This is a genomic window from Pectobacterium sp. CHL-2024 (assembly GCF_044751765.1).
In the GTDB taxonomy this organism is placed as follows: Bacteria; Pseudomonadota; Gammaproteobacteria; order Enterobacterales; family Enterobacteriaceae; genus Pectobacterium; species Pectobacterium brasiliense.
The window spans coordinates 41,706-59,246 of sequence record NZ_JBIXKO010000001.1 but is presented as its reverse complement, the minus strand read 5'-3'; the positions used below and the strand labels follow the sequence as shown (position 1 = coordinate 59,246).

Sequence of the window (17,541 nt, the reverse complement as noted above, 5' to 3'; positions counted from 1 at the left end):
GCCACAATGGGAAACGTCTATCAGATTACGGTGGAAGAAAAAGCCGAGCAGCAGCGCACGCTGTCGTTTGAATGCTCAATCCACGATGATGTGTTCAAGATTCTGGAAAAAGTCGATGGCAAGATGGACATGACGCCGGAACAGACTCAGGCCTTTATTGTGGGTTTGAAACTATTTAGTGAAGTGATGATGCAGAATAGAAAGCACCCGCTGTTTAAGGAGTTCGCCGCCCCGTTCAGAGAATTCATGCTTAATCTCAAGAAGCAGTGATAGAGAAGGTCGCGCAGCAAAAATGATGCTCCCCGCGCCGTGAAAACACCGGCGCGGGGAGCGTGACGTCTTACTCTGCCAGATCGAAGCGATCCGCATTCATCACTTTCACCCAGGCAGCAACAAAGTCATTCACAAACTTCTCTTTGCTGTCGTCCTGTGCGTAAACCTCAGCGTAGGCGCGCAGAATGGAATTGGAACCAAAGACCAGATCCAGACGCGTCGCTGTCCATTTGACTTCGCCCGTTTTACGGTCGCGGATTTCATACAGGTCTTTACGGTATGGCTTCCACGTGTATTTCATGTCGGTCAGGTTGACGAAGAAATCATTCGTCAGCGCCCCTTCACGATTCGTAAATACGCCGTGTTTGGTGCCACCGTAGTTGGTCCCCAGTACACGCAGGCCACCAACCAGCACCGTCATCTCTTTCGCCGTCAGCCCCATCAGTTGGGTGCGATCGAGCATCAGCTCTTCCACGCTCACGGCATAGTCTTTCTTCAGCCAGTTACGGTAGCCATCGTGGATAGGTTCAAGGACGTCAAAAGACTCGGCGTCGGTCAGGGCATCTGTGGTGTCGCCACGTCCCGGAGCAAACGGCACAGTCACCTGTACGCCAGCCGCTTTCGCCGCTTTCTCAATCCCCACATTACCCGCCAGCACGATGGTATCAGCCACGCTGGCCCCCGTTGCAGCGGCAATGCTTTCCAGCACGACTAACACGCGCGCCAGACGCTCAGGTTCGTTCCCTACCCAGTCTTTCTGCGGAGCGAGGCGAATACGCGCGCCGTTGGCACCGCCGCGCATATCGGAACCACGGAATGTACGGGCGCTGTCCCAGGCGGTTGCAACCAGTTCACTGATGGAAAGGCTACTTTCTGCAATGCGTGCTTTGACCACATCGACATCATAGTCGGTACGCCCCGCCGGAACCGGATCCTGCCACAGTAAGTCTTCCTGCGGCACATCTGGACCCACGTAGCGCGCTTTCGGCCCCATATCGCGGTGCGTCAGCTTGAACCACGCCCGAGCAAAGACTTCGGAGAAGTAAGCCTGATCCTGATAGAAACGCTCGGAAATCTTGCGATATTCCGGGTCAACTTTCAGCGCCATGTCGGCATCGGTCATCATCGGGTTATAGCGGATAGACGGGTCTTCAACGTCAACCGGTTTGTCTTCTTCTTTAATGCTGACAGGCTCCCACTGCGATGCACCCGCCGGGCTCTTTCTCAGTTCCCATTCGTGATTCAACAGCATGTGGAAGAAGCCGTTATCCCATTTCGTCGGATGCGTTGTCCAGGCGCCTTCCAGCCCGCTGGTGACGGTATAGCGCCCTTTGCCCGATCCCGTCGGGTTATGCCAGCCAAGACCTTGTTCCTCAACATCCGCACTTTCTGGTGCCGCACCCAGCAGGCTGGCATCGCCATTACCGTGGGTTTTACCCACCGTGTGCCCACCCGCCGTCAGGGCAACGGTTTCTTCATCATTCATCGCCATACGGGAGAACGTCACGCGCATATCCTGTGCGGTACGCAGCGGATCGGGATTGCCATCAACACCTTCTGGGTTAACGTAAATCAGCCCCATTTGCACGGCTGCCAGCGGGTTTTCCAGCGAGGTACGATCGTCGCTGCCATAGCGACCGGTGCTCTTCGCCAGCCACTCTTTTTCCGAGCCCCAGTAGGTGTCTTTTTCCGGGTGCCAGATATCTTCACGACCAAAGGCGAAGCCAAATGTTTTCAGCCCCATGGATTCATACGCGATATTACCCGCCAGAATAATCAGGTCAGCCCAGCTGAGTTTATTGCCGTATTTTCTTTTGATGGGCCACAGTAAACGGCGCGCTTTATCGAGACTGACGTTATCCGGCCAGGAGTTAAGCGGTGCAAAGCGCTGGTTACCCGTTCCGCCGCCGCCGCGACCATCGGTCGTACGGTAGGAGCCCGCCGAGTGCCAGGCCATACGAATCATCAGGCCGCCGTAGTGACCCCAGTCCGCTGGCCACCACTCCTGGCTATCGGTCATCAGTGCATGCAGATCTTTTTTGAGGGCATCGACATCGAGGGTTTTGAGGGCGTCGCGGTAGCTGAAATCGCTGCCTAACGGGTTGGTCTTGGTATCATGCTGATGAAGAATGTCGAGATTGAGGGCATTTGGCCACCAGTCGGTGTTTGATGAGCCAGTAGAAGTGTTTCCGCCGTGCATAACCGGACATTTGCCGGCTGGTTTCGTTTTATTCTCGTCCATCGTTATCTCCCAGTATGTTACATTGCCTTAATCGCTGCGCAAGAAGGTGGGTCGTTCTCCGATAGCCTTGCCTTATGGCAACAGAGCGCTTCACCGATTCCTTCTTCTTGATGCAAGACAGTGCCAGAGTCTCCCTATAATTTATAATTGTATATGCTAACTTCTGCGATAGCTTAACCTGATGAAAAGCGGTTCAATCGCACATTTTTCCTATCTGCATCAATAATCTCGCCGATAGCACAGCTTGTGATAATGAGTCCGCTTGTCATCGCGGCCTCTTTCAAGAGGCCGCGGATTCTTTTGCTACCTTAAAAACTACAGCGACGGCGAACGGAGTATGAACTGAGTAATCTCGGCACGTTTCCCTAAGCGGATCGGAAAGCCGTTCCACAGACCCGCGCCATTGCTCACGTACAGATGCATGCCATCCACGTCATAGCTGCCGGAGACATAGCCTTCATTCGCCATCTGCGTCACCCAATGCATGCCCAACACCTGACCGCCGTGCGTATGGCCGGAGAGCTGTAAATCCGCTCCAGCACGCGCATTCTCTTGCGCTCCCGTTGGCCGATGGCTGAGCAGAACGACAGCGGTATCCGGCGCTATTCCGTTGAGCGCAGCACCCGTATCTGGCAGCAGCTGTTGAAAATCAGCGGCGGTACGATCGGTGATCCCTGCTAGCACAAACGCGGCATTATCGCGACCAATCGATACATTTTCATTAAGCAACATGCGTAAACCCAGCGCATTCAGTCGCTGCACCCATTGCGTATATTCCACGTAATATTCATGGTTGCCCACAATGGCAAACACGCCGTGTGGCGCGGTCAGGTTACGCAGCGGTTCCATGTCATCATGACGGGCATTCACAGTGCCGTCGGCCAGATCGCCTGTAATTACCGTCAGATCAGGTTTAAGCGCGTTGGTTTTTGCCACTACGGCTTCCATCCAGGGGCGCTGTAACAGGCGACTGGCATGTAAATCCGTGAGCTGCACCAGCCGGAAGCCATCCAGCGCAGGCGGCAGTTGTTTTAACTCGACTTCGACCGTACGTACTTCAGGAACGCGCACCGCTTCCCAAACGCCTATCGCCGCCAGCCCCATCGCCACCACGGCAATGCCACCACGCAGCGTCATATTGTTCAGCAGAACCTGTCCAACCGAGCGGGATAACAAACGTCCCACAACACCGAGCAGATCGACGGCCAACAGCAGGAATGCGGATATCAGCAGCGCGCCAAACGTCCATCCCAGAAGCATCAAGACAAATGCGGGCACTTCCGGCGACGCCATCGTGCCAAAAAAGGTGCGCGTAATCAGATGATGCTGCGAAGCCAGCAGCACTAACACCGCCAAAATGCGCTTTACAGACACACCGACACGCAAGCGCCAGACCAGACGCCAGATAACATAGAGGGCGATAAGCCCGGTAATGACATGAAACACGGCTATTTTTCTCTCTTTATCGGTGATGTCGGTATAGTAACGCGTAAATTTTACACCATGACTCACGCATTGCAGATCAACGCGGTAGAGGTGTTGTGTTGCCAGAAGGTGCAGATTAACATGGCGCAATTCCATGCTGTACACATCATTGACCAGAATGAAGCCTGCTCGCTGGCGGCAGGTTGTGCATCATTTTGATTAACCAAGGACATATATGTTCGATTACACCGACTTTCCCGAGCAACGGCAATCCAAAATCAGGCAGATCCTCAGCGAGGAAGGCAAAGTCGTCTGCGCCCAGCTCTCACGTGAATTGAACGTATCCGAGCACACCATACGGCGTGACCTGAAAGAACTGGCGCAATCCGGTGCCTGCAAGCGCGTCTACGGCGGTGCGGTTAGTATGCCGCCAGAGGCCATCGATTTTGCCAGTCGAGCGAGTATTGACGCTGTTCAGAAAGACCGCATCGCTCAGGCCGTTATCCCGCTGATAAAGCCTAATGGCTGCGTTTTCTTTGACACCGGTACCACCAATCTGGCCGTGGCGAAGCAGCTCCCGCAGGGCCTGAAGTTTACTGCCGTGTGCAATTCGCCCATTATCGCAACAGAGCTGATGCAACATCAGGATGTAGAAGTGATCTTTCTTGGCGGAAGGATCCAGAGAGAGGTCGGCGGCGCGATTGGTATCGATACGCTCAGGCAGCTAGAGAAGATGTATTTCGATCAATGCCTGTTGGGAGGCTGTGCCTTTGACGCCAATGAAGGCCTGACCGTTTTTGAATATGACGATGCAGAGTTCAAAAAGTGCCTGGTCACCCGTAGCAGCGAAGTGATCGTCGCGCTGACCGCCAATAAGATCTCCGCTTTGGCTCGTTATAGCGTGGCTGCATGTGATGAAATCACCACGCTGGTGACCGATGATGAAATCTCACCTGCCTGCCAAAGCGCATTAAGCGAAAAAAATCTGGAACTGATTGTTGCCCGATAATGCGACGGTAGCCACAGCGGCTGCCGGTTTGCCTCATGCCGTTCACTTTATGAAAGCAGCAGCTTTATCGTTTTCAGTACCCCATCGTCATCATTGCTCTGGGCAATAAAATTCGCCGCCGCTTTGGTTTCCTCAAACGCATTGCGCATCGCAAAGCTGTAAGCCCCGCGGCTCATTAGCTCAATATCATTGAGCCCGTCGCCGAACACCATCGTTTCCTCTGGCGTAATCGCCAATTTCTCCTGAAGGATGTCTACGGTGTGCCCTTTGTGTACGCCGACATCAGCAATGTCGATCCAAGACGCTTCAGAGACCACGATATAGGCATGATCGTGAAACGCATCAAGGTACTTCGCCGTCTCGTGGCAGTGTCCTTCTGGGTCATAAACCGTGATTTTCACAAAGTCATCGGTCACGGCAGCAAAGCTGGGGATCAGCGTCACATTGGTGTACGACTTTTTCACCTTTTCCAGTAAGGCAGGATCGATCGTTTCCTTCACCATAGCACCGTGTGGCGTACACCCGATGACTACGTGCCGATCGTCTACGCTTTCCAGCACGCCAATCAGGCTCAAGGCAAGACGGTTTTTAATAAGTGACTGGTAAACGTACTCTCCCTGATACTTGATGCGTGTCGCGCTGTCTCCCAGAATCCAGATATCTTTCGCATCATCGCCAAAAAGCGCTTCGACCCGCTCACACTGCTTGCCTGTGCAGACAGCAAACCGCACGCCCTTCTCTTTCATTAGCGCATAAACGTCGGCAAACAAGGCTCTGTTGTAATCGCCATCGCTGTGAAGAAACGTGCCGTCCAGATCGGTAATTACCAACTTGATCATTCCACTCCCCTTTCAGATTGTACGTATACAGATAGCCGCGAGTCAGGCCGTAACCTGCCTGAACCAAGAGATATCGTTTTTGTGCGGTGTGTTAGATGACTGACGTGATGATTAATCGCCAATGCTCGCTTAAGCTCGATCAAGCAATAAACACACTAAAAAGAGCATATAACGCGCAACATAAATCACTTTACGCCAAATTCATTGAGATATTACGCAGAAATCAGCATAGCATTTATTGACAATAAGCAACAAGAAGCAAAATTAACCAATAATGAGCAGTAAGGAAGTGAGAGGAAGTGGCAGAGCCAGGTGACGATGGCTCTGCCACACGCCAGATGATCAAATGAAGACGAACCTGACGTTCAGACGCAATGTGTTATTCAAAAACTATACCCTAAATAATTCGAGTTGCGTGAAGGCGGCAACCGCGCGAGTCCCCAGGAGCTTACTCAGGTAAGTGACTGGGGTGAGTAAGGGCAGCCAACGCACAAGCAGCTTGAAGTATGACGGGTATATACGCTATGAGGACAGCTTCATCAGGATCAAGCCGCTGACGATCAACAGCGCAGCGATAATCCTCATCGCATTTGCGGGTTCATTGAGGAAGACCAATCCCACCACAAACGCCCCTACCGCGCCAATTCCTGTCCAGATGGTGTAGGCGGTGCCCAGAGGAAGAGATTTCATCGCCATGGATAACAGCGCAAAGCTGATAATCATGGCGACAATTGTGACAACCGATGCGCCTACTTTCGTGAAGCCATCAGACAGTTTCATGCTGTAAGACCAGACAATTTCAAACAAACCGGCAAGCGCTAATAGAAACCAGGCCATACCCTGCTCTCCTTAAACATCGAATAGGGGTCGTCCCGTGAATCCTTTTCGCGTCAGGGGTCGTCCCCTGTCAGGATGCTATGCCGCGATACGATAGCGTTGTGCTATCAGGGAGTAAAGCCTGTATGTCCTCAACCGTCCCAGGTCTCGCGGATTTTGCTTCAATGCAGTAAATAGTTAACCTCCGAACGCAAATCCGGCTAAACATTCGACACTTGGAAGAACATGATAAACAAAGCACTTGCCACCAGCCCCGGAGCCGTCCATAATAGCGCCCATTCCAAACGCTGGAATGAAGAAAAGCATTCTAATCAAAACGTTACTGATTAAGATGTTATCTACTGTACGACCGTAGCTCAGTTGGTTAGAGCACCACCTTGACATGGTGGGGGTCGGTGGTTCGAGTCCACTCGGTCGTACCAATTCATATTCTGTAAATATTACCCTACGCCCGTAGGTTAATGAATGTGAATTGAAATTCTCCCTACTCGTATCTTGTTAATTTCATCGACATCAAACTAAATCCAATTTTTTCATCTGCTGATTAATTCGGGTTCTTACAGCTAACCGAAACGGACCAAAACCCAAATGCAGTGCTGGTGCAGCCAGCCTGGAAAGAAGCTGGCGAATTCACTGAGAGTGTGCTCCTATCTCGTAGTATGGCTCCGCTATTCAGAACAATACCACCACCTTTCATCTCTCCCTTATAGAGACAGAATAAAAAGAAAAATTTAATACTATCAGTTACCTAATAAATACTTGGCTATCATTTAAAACGTCTGAACGGATTGATGAATTACGAGGGATTGCCGGTTATAACGGTTATTATATCTACCCCATAGGAGCTTACACTGGTAAATGACGGGTGAGTAAGAGCAATCACGCACGAACAGCTTGAAGTAAAGTAGATATAATTATCTACGCTAATTAAATTATCAAGGGATACTGGCTCGTAATTAACATGATCCTCTGTTACTCTGGAAACCAGACCATAAGCTAAATGTAAGAAGCGAGGGCTTACTTAAGTAAATCCTATCTATGACTATGTATAGATTCTTTCAAAATTATTTAGCCCCTTGTTAGAAAGCTCTTTTTGATATTTTTCACTAAAATCCTAATTCATATTAACTATAGGGGATTTATTATTAACAGCCTAATTATCGCCATCCCATTTAATGTGAAATTTAGATAATTTTTAACACGATTCAAATGAAAATAAACATCAGATAGGAAATAATTACAATGCAGGAAATTATCATGTCAAGTTTTATGGATATAGAGATAGTAATCGATACTGATGGGTCACCAATTGATGTAGAGGAGCTTACCGATTTTCTCTATCACTTTAGAGCAGTATACTCAGTAGCAATTAAAGAAATGGAGAAAAAAAATTATTCAATTGAATCAGATTTTCAAAGATCCATCCGAGATGGAATTAATGATTTAGATTGGAGGGAAATATCTAATTACGCTCATGCAGAATTGGGGGATAATAAACTTGGTATTATAAATATTAATCGTAGAAATCCACTAATTATAGTTTTTTCTGGCATAGCTGTAGCATTAACTACGGCAGTAATAATTTCAGGAGGTACTTTAAAAATGGGACCTTTGTCGGCCAAATTACCTCCTTTAGGAAAGGGTATCAAAGAATTAAGAACTGCATTTGGCAGAAAGCCTAGGCTCCGACATAAAAACAAAAAGGAAATTTAACAAATCACTTCACTCCTTGTAGATTATTAAATAGACCGCAGTTTAGAGCGGTGTTAGGCATCTTATATACGAGTTTAAGGAAACTATATGAGAAAACCAAGAATATTTATAGCTTCGGCCCTAGAGAGCTTAAATGTGGCTGATGCATTTAATGTAAACCTAGATCACCAAGCTGAGGTAACAGTTTGGAAGCATGGGTTTAATCTTTCTCAAAATACAATTGACTCATTAGTTAAAATGGCAGAGTCAGTAGATTTTGCTATTTTCATTTTCACACCAGATGACATCGCAGAAATTCGAAACCAACAAAAGAATATTGTTCGAGATAATGTGGTTTTCGAACTTGGCCTTTTTGTTGGAACTCTAGGGAAAGAAAGATGCTTTATCGTAAAGCCAAGAGACACGGATTTACATTTTCCCACTGACCTCTTAGGACTAACACCTGCTGATTATAACGGCGAGAGAACAGATGGAAATCTGGAGGCAGCCGTAAACCATCCCTGTATTCTAATAAAAAAGGAAGTAGCTAGTTTAGGTCTGCTCTCTCAAGATTTAAATATACAAACAAAATCCCGAAAAAAGGCTGGGTATAACTATAAACTTGGTGACATTGAACATCACCTATTAGCTAAAGTCCTAGAAAGTTATGCAAGTTCTCCTGATGGCGTTTCTGTTTGGAGTACATTTGATGATATTAAGATTGTAGAAAAAGGAATACTTAGTTTAGCAGCAATTAAATTAGAAAGGGTCGGATTTTTAGATAAGAGTATTGCCATAGATCACGAGTACAATAACATTGAGTATTACACATTTTCTATAACTGCTGATGGAATAGACTACTTATTGGAAAACGAAGATATACTGCAAAAAATTAGTGAAAAGGTAAATCATCCAGTTTCAAAAAAAATTGATGATGACATCAAGTTTTAGTGAAAATAATTTATCTTAAATGTAAGTTAATCACTTCATGCATGATAAGAATATGTGATTGTAAATTACATTTAAATCCTTTTACCTCATTAGTTAAATTACGCCAAGCTAAAGTAGCTCCTCATTTTTCAGACAAAAGAACCGCGGCCTTACTGGCCGCGCGTTTCCAGATACAGCACCGTGGCGGCGACGCGGGAGCGTACGTTGAGTTTGCGCAGCATGTTGCGGATATGCACTTTTACCGTCTCTTCTGAGATATACAGCACACTCGCGATTTGCTTGTTGGATAGCCCAGAGGCCACTTCCTGCAACACATCCAATTCGCGCTCCGTCAATACGGTAAAGGGCGACGGCGTGTCCTGTATCGCGATACGGTGGCGCAGCACGTCCCGCACCTGTTCGCTGAAAGCATCACCGTTACGAATAGCATCCAGCAAATGTTCCGGGGCGCTGTCTTTAAGCAGATAGCCATCGGCCCCCGCATCCATCAGCGCATAAATATCGCTAGGCGCATCGGAGACCGTCAGCACAATGACGCGGGCGCAGATCCCATCGCGCCGCAGCGCGTGAAGCGTATCCAACCCGCTCAATCCTTTCATGTTGAGATCGAGCAAGATGATATCGGGCGAATCCCGATTCGCGAGGCTCAGCGCCTCCATGCCATTACTGGCTTCCCCGATCACATCAAAAATGGCATCGGTTGCGAGTAGCTGACGGATTCCCCGGCGCATAAGCGGATGATCGTCAACGATCAGCACGCGATAAGATGGTTTTTCTGACATGCCCAGCCCCAATGTAATATGGATCTTATTATTTTATTTATGATTTATCCCCGTCATACTGCAAGCGGCCTGCTTCCCACTCAACTTATTCCGGGTAGAGATTGTTCGTTTTATCGCGTTCACGCGCGGTCGTCGGCGTCGAAAAACAGACGCTAACCTGCGTCCCCCCTTCAGGGTGAAGGCCAATAGAGAGCTTTCCTCCTAACCGTTCAGCGCGTTCCTGCATAATATTTAAGCCGTAATGTCCCGCAGGTTCCTCCTGATTGATAATGCCGCAGCCGTCATCACGAATATCTACACAGTGACGACCATCGGGCTGCGTCCGGCAGTTGACGGTAATCACCGTCGCCTGCGCATGTTTAATGGCGTTCAGCACCGCTTCACGGATGATTTGCAGCAGGTGAACCTGCTGTGATGCATCCAACGCCTGCGTAGGGATCCGGCAGTCAATTGTAATGGTCGCCGGGGTCTGCGCACGCAACGGCTCAATCATTTCCTGCATCGCCGCCGGCAAATCGGCCTGTTGCAGCGTCAGTCGGAATGTGCCCAGCAGTTCACGCAGTTGACGATACGCATCGCTGAGCGCCTGCTCGAAATCGGTGATGATCTGCCGGGCCTGCGCATTTTCTTCCGCTACCGCACGCTTTAATAACGTCATCTGGATATTCAGATAAGAAAGCACCTGAGCCAGTGAGTCATGCAGTTCACGCGCAATCGTGGCACGTTCTTCCATCAGTAACAGCTGCTGGTAGTGCTTCTGTGCCTGATTGAAATAGAGGCCGCGACCCAGCATATTCGCGACGCTTTCCATCAGCTGCGCCGACGGCTGCTGCGTTGATGCCTGCCACCGTAGTTGCCCAAACTCAACGTCTTGCAAACAGATGGGCAAGGCCTGCCACGCCGTCTGTTCATCTGGCTGGCCTTCACATAACCGCCAGTTCTCCCCGACCCGCATTTCCAGACAGCCGACCGTTTCATAGCGGCGAACAATTTGCAGAATCTGCTGAAAACAATGTCTGTCGATCGTGCTGACGTTCATCGCCTGAGAGCAGTTGTACAGCACCTTCAGCATGCGGTTCACTTCCTGCAAGCGCAGCGTTTTCTGCCGGACTTTGTCTTCCAGAGAACGATAGAGCTTTTGCAGTTCGTCAGTCATGCTACTGAAGGTTTGCGCCAGTAATCCCAATTCGTTAGGCAGATTGACGTCCAGCCGCGAATGGGTAAAACGCCCCTTCTCAATGGACGCACAGGCCGCCATCAGCTTATTCAACGGCACCACCACCTGGCGGCGAATGCGACGCAGCGTAAAGAAGATCAGTATATAGATAGTGATCGAGCCAATTATTGATGTCACAACGACTATCATCATCTTGCGTTCGGAATAATGCTGCAACGCCAGTACAAAGCGATCGATCTGCGTGACGTAGCCGACAATATTGTCCTGATACCACACGCGATCCCCCACGTTCAGGCGCTCATCCATTGTTTTCCAGCTCTGCAATAGGGCCGCATAACGATCGCGCACATCTCGCGGCACATACCAGCGATCCAGTAGGTGAAAAACCGGGGAATCCAGCGTTTGCGCATAGAGGCGGCGATGCGATGCTAATTCTGCACGATCGCCCTGTAGGTCATACCCCATGCGATAGCTTTGCATTCGCATGGAACCGGCAACGTTGATCGCTTCTGCATCGCGTAAACCGCTGGCTAACGTCAGTAGCGCAATGCCCGTCGTCAGAAATGAAAGCAACGCGATATAAAAAAACGCGCGAGCCAGGCTGGTAGAAACAGGACGTTTAACCATCACAACGAATAATCCTCTTTGGCATCATACAGACTCTAATACCCTAAATAATTCGAGTTGCAGGAAGGCGGCAAGAGAATGAGTCCCGATGAGCTTACTCAGGTAAGTGATTCGGGTGAGTGAACGCAGCCAACGCACATGCAACTTGAAGTATGACGGGTATTTACTATCACGATCCCCACACGCTCCCGCAAGCCAATGAGACGCGAATCCCACATAAGCTTGATCCGGCACCACCATTTACCTCTAAAGGGTGATTATCGCATACAGCCTAAGAGGAATAGTGTAACCCCTACAAAAACAGCGTGTTTTTTATTGGATATTTCATTGCGTGCCAGAGCGAAAAACTGCCATGACTAACCTTTCCCGGCGTTCCCTACTGACTGGTGGCCTACAGCGAGCAAATAACGCGTTGCGTCCGCCGTGGAGCGGTGCAGAAAGCCAGTTCCTGAGCCAGTGCACGCGCTGCAACGTCTGCGTAGATGCCTGCGGATCGGGGATTATCCAGCGTGGTTCGGGCGGTTTTCCCACCATCGATTTTCAGCACGGCGAATGCACGTTCTGCTACGACTGCGCACGTGCGTGTCCACAAGCGCTGTTCGCGGAGAGCCACACCACGCCGTGGGAATACCACCTGACGATTCAGGATGCCTGTTTATCGCTGCATCAGGTGGAATGCCGCAGCTGTCAGGATGCATGTGAAACAGGCGCGATACGATTCCGCCCCACTATTGGGCGCGTTGCCGCACCGTCCATCGATGACGACGCCTGTACCACCTGTGGTGCATGCATTTCCGGGTGCCCTGTCGGTGCCATGTCGATGAAAAAAATCACCGCGGGATATCAAACCGCGCCAGCGCGTCTCCCGACGCAACAGGAAAACCGATGAGCACAGTCTGGCATGTTTGCAGTGTAGTGGTTCACGTCAACACGGCGCAGATGGCAGCCGTTAGCGAGGCGTTAGCGACGCTGCCCAATGTAGAAGTGGGTGCCAGCGATAGCGATACCGGAAAAATGGTCGTGGTGCTGGAGTCAGATTCAGAAGACGCACTGTTAAAACAAATAGCGTCAATGCGCGAGCTTACAGGCGTACTGGCGGTTTCGCTGGTTTATCACCAGCTTGATGAACCGTCTTGTGATGAACAATCTTTTGCTTTCGATGAACAACCTCTTGATCAACAAGCTCAGGGTGAGGAAATACCATGAAACTCAGTCGACGACACTTTATGAAGGCGAACGCGGTCGCAGCGGCAGCCGCGGTCGCAGGCATCACCATACCCACCGCGGTTCGTGCCGTGACCGAACAGTCCGATGCTATCCACTGGGATAAAGCGCCTTGCCGCTTCTGTGGCGTAGGGTGCGGTGTGCTGGTGGGAACGCAAAATGGCCGCATCGTCGCCAGTCAGGGCGATCCCGAAGCGCCAGTTAACCGCGGATTAAACTGCATCAAAGGCTATTTCCTGCCAAAAATCATGTACGGGCAGGATCGCGTGACCCAGCCTTTACTGCGTATGCGTGACGGAAAATTCGATAAAGAAGGCGAATTTACTCCGATCTCTTGGGATCAGGCGTTTGACATCATGGCGGAGAAATTCAAAACCGCCCTGAAGGAAAAAGGCCCGAACGCGATAGGAATGTTTGGCTCTGGGCAATCGACTATTTGGGAAGGCTATGCGGCCGCCAAACTGTTCAAAGCGGGCTTCCGCTCCAACAATATTGACCCCAACGCGCGCCACTGTATGGCATCAGCGGTCGTCGGCTTTATGCGTACCTTCGGTATGGATGAACCGATGGGCTGCTACGACGACATAGAGCAGACCGATGCGTTTGTCCTGTGGGGCTCCAACATGGCGGAGATGCACCCGATTCTCTGGTCACGCATCACCGACCGCCGCCTGTCGAACAGCAATGTTACGGTCGCCGTGCTGTCCACCTATCAGCACCGCAGTTTTGAGCTGGCCGATAACGGTATGGTGTTTACGCCACAAACCGATCTGGCCATTCTCAATTACATCGCCAACTACATTATCCAAAACAATGCGATGAACGAGGCTTTCTTTACCCGCCACGTGAACCTGCGCCGAGGCGTGACCGATATTGGCTACGGACTGCGTCCGACGCACCCGCTGGAAAAAACGGCGAAAAATCCGGGTTCCGATGCGTCTGAGCCGATGAGTTTTGAAGAATACAAAGCCTTTGTCGCCGACTATACGCTGGAAAAAACGGTCGCGATCAGCGGCGTTCCCGCCGATCAGTTGGAAGCACTGGCAAAACTCTACGCCGATCCGAAAAAGAAAGTGATCTCCTACTGGACGATGGGCTTTAACCAGCACACGCGCGGCGTCTGGGCGAACAATCTGGTTTATAACATCCACCTGCTGACGGGCAAGATCTCTCAGCCGGGCTGTGGGCCGTTCTCATTAACCGGTCAGCCTTCTGCCTGCGGCACCGCGCGTGAAGTCGGCACTTTCGCCCACCGCCTGCCTGCGGACATGGTCGTCACTAACGAGAAACACCGCGCGATTGCGGAAAAACTGTGGCAGCTACCGACAGGCACGATCCCTGAAAAGATCGGTTTGCACGCCGTCGCACAAGATCGGGCGCTGAAAGACGGCACGCTGAATGCCTATTGGGTGATGTGTAACAACAACATGCAGGCCGGCCCGAACATCAATCAGGAGCGTATGCCGGGCTGGCGCGATCCGCGTAACTTCATCGTCGTATCCGACCCCTACCCGACGATCAGCGCATTGTCCGCTGACCTGATTTTGCCTACTGCGATGTGGGTGGAAAAAGAAGGTGCCTACGGTAACGCCGAACGCCGGACGCAGTTCTGGCGTCAGCAGGTTAAAGCCCCGGGCGAGTCAAAATCGGATCTGTGGCAGGTGGTGAGCTTTGCCAAGCGCTTCGCCATCGAGGAAGTATGGCCGGAAGAACTTCTGGCGCAGAAACCCGCCTATCGTGGCAAAACGCTCTACGACGTGCTGTTTGCGAATGATGTCACCACGCGCTTCCCGCTCAGTGAATTAGCGGAAAATCAGCTGAACGACGAATCCCGTGACTTCGGTTTTTACCTGCAAAAAGGCCTGTTTGAAGAATACGCCGCGTTTGGCCGTGGGCACGGTCACGACCTGGCACCGTTCGATGACTACCACAAAGTGCGCGGGCTACGCTGGCCGGTGGTTAATGGCAAGGAAACGCAGTGGCGCTACAGCGAAGGGCACGATCCTTACGTCAAAGCGGGAGAAGCCTACCGTTTTTACGGTAAACCGGATGGCAAGGCGGTGATTTTTGCGCTGCCGTACGAGCCTGCCGCCGAAGCGCCGGACGAAGAATACGATCTCTGGCTCTCCACCGGTCGTGTTCTGGAACACTGGCACACCGGCAGCATGACGCGTCGCGTACCAGAACTGCATCGCGCCTTCCCCGAGGCCGTGCTGTTTATGCACCCGCAGGATGCCAAAGCGCGCGATCTGCGTCGTGGTGAGAAAGTCCGTATTATCTCGCGCCGTGGTGAAGTCGTCTCGATTGTTGAGACACGCGGCCGCAATAAGCCACCGCGTGGGCTGGTGTATATGCCGTTCTTCGACGCTGCGCAGATGACTAACGTCCTGACGCTGGATGCGACCGATCCGCTGTCGAAAGAAACGGACTTTAAGAAATGTGCCGTCAAGCTGGCTAAGGTGTAACACGCATGGCACGCCCGGAGAATGCATCACCCGCTCGCCGTCGCTTTCTGCGTGACGCCGTCCGCGCCGTTGCTGGCTTATCAGCAGCGGTGACGGTTCTCGGCATTCAGCAGCGACGCGCTCAGGCAGACGAACTCCGGCTGCGGCCACCGGGTGCGCTGTCTGAGGCGGCGTTTTCCGGTGCCTGCGTACGCTGTGGCCAATGTGTTCAGGCCTGTCCGTACGACACGCTGAAGCTGGCAACGCTGGTTTCCGGTTCCGCAGCCGGTAGTCCTTACTTTGTCGCGCGCGATATCCCGTGCGAGATGTGTGAGGACATTCCCTGCGTGGTCGCCTGCCCCAGCGGAGCCTTACAGCCGCTGGAGGCTATTGATGACGCCCGCATGGGATTAGCGGTGCTGCTCGATCAGGAAAACTGCCTGAACTATCAGGGGCTGCGTTGCGATGTCTGCTATCGCGTCTGTCCTCTCATCGATAGCGCCATCACACTGGAGCCAGAGCGCAATACCCGCACCGGGAAACATGCCCGCTTTCTGCCTACCGTGCATAGCGATGTCTGTACCGGCTGTGGCAAGTGTGAAAAAGCCTGCGTGCTGGAACAGCCGGCGATCAAGGTCTTACCGCGCGCACTGGCAAAAGGCGAACTCGGACATCACTACCGTTTCAGTTGGCTGGAGACACGCGATGGCAAATCGTAAGCAGGACGCCGGACGAGAAGCCTGGGCGAAAAAAGGCTGGTGGCGCAGTCACCGCTGGCTGGTCTTACGCCGTCTGAGCCAGTCTCTGGTGCTGCTCATGTTCCTCAGCGGCCCGCTCTTTGGATTTTGGATCCTGCACGGCAACTACAGCGCCAGCCGCTTGCTCGACACCGTGCCGCTCAGCGATCCGCTGATGGTGCTGCAAAGTCTGGCTAGCGGTCATCTGCCCGCCACGCTCGCGCTGGTCGGTGCGCTGATTATCGCGCTGAGCTATGCGCTGGCAGGCAAGCGCCTGTTCTGTAGCTGGGTCTGCCCGGTTAATCCGCTTACCGATTTAGCCGCCTGGCTACGTCGTCGTTTCGGCATCACTGCCTCGGCAACGATCCCCCGCAATCTGCGCTATCTGCTGCTGATCCTCATTCTGGCAGGAAGTGCGCTGACGGGCGGGCTGCTGTGGGAATGGGTCAACCCGGTTTCACTGATGGGTCGCGGGCTGATTTTCGGGTTTGGTGCAGGTATCTGGCTGCTGCTGGCGCTATTTCTGTTTGATGTGTGGGTCGTGGAACACGGCTGGTGCGGACACCTTTGTCCAACCGGTGCGCTGTATGGTGCGCTTGGCGGTAAAGGCGCGCTGGCTGTGGATGCCACTGAGCGTGAACGCTGTACGCGTTGTATGGACTGCTTTCATGTCTGTCCAGAGCCACAGGTGCTGCGCGCCCCCTTGCTTGATAAACACAGTCCGGCACAGGTTACTGACCGAGACTGCATAACATGCGGACGCTGTATTGATGTCTGCGCTGAAGACGTTTTTAAAATAACCCTTAGATGGAAATCGGGAGCAAAGTCATGAAAAGCCTGAGAATGGGATGGTTTCGCTGGATCACCGCCCTGGCGATAATGGGCAGTACAATAGTAGGTAGTGCAATCGCTACTGCACAGGTCGATTTAAGCCAATCGCCAGAAGTCGCCGCGACACAGCCGGGAAATAGCCGGATGCCGAAGCAGCAGGAGCGTATGGCGCTCAACTATGTCAACCAGCCACCGATGATCCCGCATAGCGTGGATGGCTATCAGGTCACCCCGACCTTTAACCGTTGCCTACAGTGTCACGGCGTGGAGAGCTATCGTTCCACCAGCGCCCCCCGCGTCAGCCCGACCCATTTTGTCGACAGAGACGGCAAAGTACTGAGCAATGTCGCCCCTGCGCGCCATTTCTGTCTGCAGTGCCACGTGCCGCAGGCGGACAGCTCGCCGATTACCGGCAACACGTTCGCCCCTTCTAAAGGCTTTGGTCAGTGAG

16 protein-coding genes and 1 tRNA gene are annotated in these 17,541 nt (G+C 51.8%); 11 read left to right on the top strand and 6 right to left on the bottom strand.

Annotation, left to right across the window (positions count from 1 at the left end):
• The first annotated feature begins 6 nt into the window (after positions 1-6).
• On the top strand, positions 7-270 hold the full coding sequence (locus tag ACIPUG_RS00275) for a DUF3861 domain-containing protein (protein ID WP_039525699.1): 264 nt from the start codon (positions 7-9) through the stop codon (positions 268-270).
• Positions 271-340: 70 nt separating this feature from the next.
• Here the strand turns inward: ACIPUG_RS00275 and katG are convergent, their stop codons facing one another.
• Both katG and ACIPUG_RS00265 read right to left on the bottom strand, forming a co-directional pair.
• Positions 341-2,515, bottom strand: a complete 2,175-nt coding sequence (katG, locus tag ACIPUG_RS00270) for a catalase/peroxidase HPI (protein WP_039553727.1) — start codon at positions 2,513-2,515, stop codon at positions 341-343.
• A gap of 315 nt (positions 2,516-2,830) precedes the next feature.
• The gene (locus ACIPUG_RS00265) at positions 2,831-4,096 is read right to left on the bottom strand and encodes a metallophosphoesterase (protein ID WP_400336818.1); all 1,266 of its coding nucleotides are present in this window, start codon (positions 4,094-4,096) and stop codon (positions 2,831-2,833) included.
• A gap of 79 nt (positions 4,097-4,175) precedes the next feature.
• On the opposite strand from ACIPUG_RS00265, the gene ACIPUG_RS00260 reads away from it, so the two are divergent.
• On the top strand, positions 4,176-4,949 hold the full coding sequence (locus ACIPUG_RS00260) for a DeoR/GlpR family DNA-binding transcription regulator (RefSeq protein ID WP_014915756.1): 774 nt from the start codon (positions 4,176-4,178) through the stop codon (positions 4,947-4,949).
• Between the two features lie 47 nt (positions 4,950-4,996).
• Here ACIPUG_RS00260 and ACIPUG_RS00255 read toward each other — a convergent pair whose 3' ends face one another.
• Positions 4,997-5,788, bottom strand: a complete 792-nt coding sequence (locus ACIPUG_RS00255) for an HAD-IIB family hydrolase (RefSeq protein ID WP_400336816.1) — start codon at positions 5,786-5,788, stop codon at positions 4,997-4,999.
• Positions 5,789-6,310: 522 nt separating this feature from the next.
• Positions 6,311-6,625, bottom strand: a complete 315-nt coding sequence (locus ACIPUG_RS00250) for a multidrug efflux SMR transporter (RefSeq protein ID WP_010276539.1) — start codon at positions 6,623-6,625, stop codon at positions 6,311-6,313.
• Positions 6,626-6,970: 345 nt separating this feature from the next.
• On the opposite strand from ACIPUG_RS00250, the gene ACIPUG_RS00245 reads away from it, so the two are divergent.
• The 3 genes from ACIPUG_RS00245 to ACIPUG_RS00235 all read left to right on the top strand — a co-directional run bounded on the left by ACIPUG_RS00245 (position 6,971) and on the right by ACIPUG_RS00235 (position 9,268).
• A tRNA-Val gene (locus tag ACIPUG_RS00245) sits at positions 6,971-7,047 on the top strand.
• Positions 7,048-7,882: 835 nt separating this feature from the next.
• Positions 7,883-8,338, top strand: a complete 456-nt coding sequence (locus ACIPUG_RS00240; RefSeq protein ID WP_203449150.1) for a hypothetical protein — start codon at positions 7,883-7,885, stop codon at positions 8,336-8,338.
• Between the two features lie 87 nt (positions 8,339-8,425).
• A complete protein-coding gene (locus tag ACIPUG_RS00235; RefSeq protein ID WP_203449151.1) occupies positions 8,426-9,268 on the top strand; it encodes a TIR domain-containing protein in 843 nt (280 codons plus the stop codon).
• A gap of 149 nt (positions 9,269-9,417) precedes the next feature.
• Here the strand turns inward: ACIPUG_RS00235 and narP are convergent, their stop codons facing one another.
• Positions 9,418-10,050: a nitrate/nitrite response regulator protein NarP gene (gene narP / locus ACIPUG_RS00230; protein ID WP_010307767.1), complete on the bottom strand. Its 633-nt coding sequence runs from the start codon at positions 10,048-10,050 to the stop codon at positions 9,418-9,420.
• Between the two features lie 85 nt (positions 10,051-10,135).
• A complete protein-coding gene (narQ, locus tag ACIPUG_RS00225) occupies positions 10,136-11,854 on the bottom strand; it encodes a nitrate/nitrite two-component system sensor histidine kinase NarQ (protein WP_400336813.1) in 1,719 nt (572 codons plus the stop codon).
• Between the two features lie 352 nt (positions 11,855-12,206).
• Between narQ and napF the strand changes: the two genes are divergently transcribed.
• The 6 genes from napF to napB are packed head-to-tail and all read left to right on the top strand — an operon-like array spanning position 12,207 to position 17,540.
• Complete coding sequence (gene napF, locus ACIPUG_RS00220) at positions 12,207-12,743, top strand: ferredoxin-type protein NapF (protein WP_400336811.1); 537 nt, start codon at positions 12,207-12,209, stop codon at positions 12,741-12,743.
• Positions 12,740-13,060 carry a chaperone NapD gene (gene napD / locus ACIPUG_RS00215; RefSeq protein ID WP_014915763.1) on the top strand — a complete coding sequence of 107 codons (321 nt, stop codon included), beginning with the start codon at positions 12,740-12,742 and terminating at the stop codon, positions 13,058-13,060. The genes napF and napD overlap by 4 nt, the downstream gene beginning before the upstream one ends.
• A complete protein-coding gene (gene napA / locus ACIPUG_RS00210; RefSeq protein WP_400336809.1) occupies positions 13,057-15,543 on the top strand; it encodes a nitrate reductase catalytic subunit NapA in 2,487 nt (828 codons plus the stop codon). The genes napD and napA overlap by 4 nt, the downstream gene beginning before the upstream one ends.
• Before the next feature lie 5 nt (positions 15,544-15,548).
• A complete protein-coding gene (gene napG, locus ACIPUG_RS00205) occupies positions 15,549-16,241 on the top strand; it encodes a ferredoxin-type protein NapG (RefSeq protein ID WP_400336807.1) in 693 nt (230 codons plus the stop codon).
• Positions 16,228-17,091 (top strand): quinol dehydrogenase ferredoxin subunit NapH, encoded by an 864-nt coding sequence (napH, locus tag ACIPUG_RS00200; protein WP_400336805.1) that lies wholly within the window; start codon positions 16,228-16,230, stop codon positions 17,089-17,091. The genes napG and napH overlap by 14 nt, the downstream gene beginning before the upstream one ends.
• Positions 17,088-17,540 carry a nitrate reductase cytochrome c-type subunit gene (gene napB / locus ACIPUG_RS00195; RefSeq protein WP_039289043.1) on the top strand — a complete coding sequence of 151 codons (453 nt, stop codon included), beginning with the start codon at positions 17,088-17,090 and terminating at the stop codon, positions 17,538-17,540. The genes napH and napB overlap by 4 nt, the downstream gene beginning before the upstream one ends.
• Position 17,541 lies beyond the last annotated feature (1 nt).

Coding starts and splice junctions, on each gene's coding strand:
- ACIPUG_RS00275 (WP_039525699.1), top strand. CDS start 7: ATGGGAAACGTCTATCAGATTACGGTGGAAGAAAAAGCCGAGCAGCAG.
- katG (WP_039553727.1), bottom strand. CDS start 2,515: ATGGACGAGAATAAAACGAAACCAGCCGGCAAATGTCCGGTTATGCAC.
- ACIPUG_RS00265 (WP_400336818.1), bottom strand. CDS start 4,096: ATGGAATTGCGCCATGTTAATCTGCACCTTCTGGCAACACAACACCTC.
- ACIPUG_RS00260 (WP_014915756.1), top strand. CDS start 4,176: ATGTTCGATTACACCGACTTTCCCGAGCAACGGCAATCCAAAATCAGG.
- ACIPUG_RS00255 (WP_400336816.1), bottom strand. CDS start 5,788: ATGATCAAGTTGGTAATTACCGATCTGGACGGCACGTTTCTTCACAGC.
- ACIPUG_RS00250 (WP_010276539.1), bottom strand. CDS start 6,625: ATGGCCTGGTTTCTATTAGCGCTTGCCGGTTTGTTTGAAATTGTCTGG.
- ACIPUG_RS00240 (WP_203449150.1), top strand. CDS start 7,883: ATGTCAAGTTTTATGGATATAGAGATAGTAATCGATACTGATGGGTCA.
- ACIPUG_RS00235 (WP_203449151.1), top strand. CDS start 8,426: ATGAGAAAACCAAGAATATTTATAGCTTCGGCCCTAGAGAGCTTAAAT.
- narP (WP_010307767.1), bottom strand. CDS start 10,050: ATGTCAGAAAAACCATCTTATCGCGTGCTGATCGTTGACGATCATCCG.
- narQ (WP_400336813.1), bottom strand. CDS start 11,854: ATGGTTAAACGTCCTGTTTCTACCAGCCTGGCTCGCGCGTTTTTTTAT.
- napF (WP_400336811.1), top strand. CDS start 12,207: ATGACTAACCTTTCCCGGCGTTCCCTACTGACTGGTGGCCTACAGCGA.
- napD (WP_014915763.1), top strand. CDS start 12,740: ATGAGCACAGTCTGGCATGTTTGCAGTGTAGTGGTTCACGTCAACACG.
- napA (WP_400336809.1), top strand. CDS start 13,057: ATGAAACTCAGTCGACGACACTTTATGAAGGCGAACGCGGTCGCAGCG.
- napG (WP_400336807.1), top strand. CDS start 15,549: ATGGCACGCCCGGAGAATGCATCACCCGCTCGCCGTCGCTTTCTGCGT.
- napH (WP_400336805.1), top strand. CDS start 16,228: ATGGCAAATCGTAAGCAGGACGCCGGACGAGAAGCCTGGGCGAAAAAA.
- napB (WP_039289043.1), top strand. CDS start 17,088: ATGAAAAGCCTGAGAATGGGATGGTTTCGCTGGATCACCGCCCTGGCG.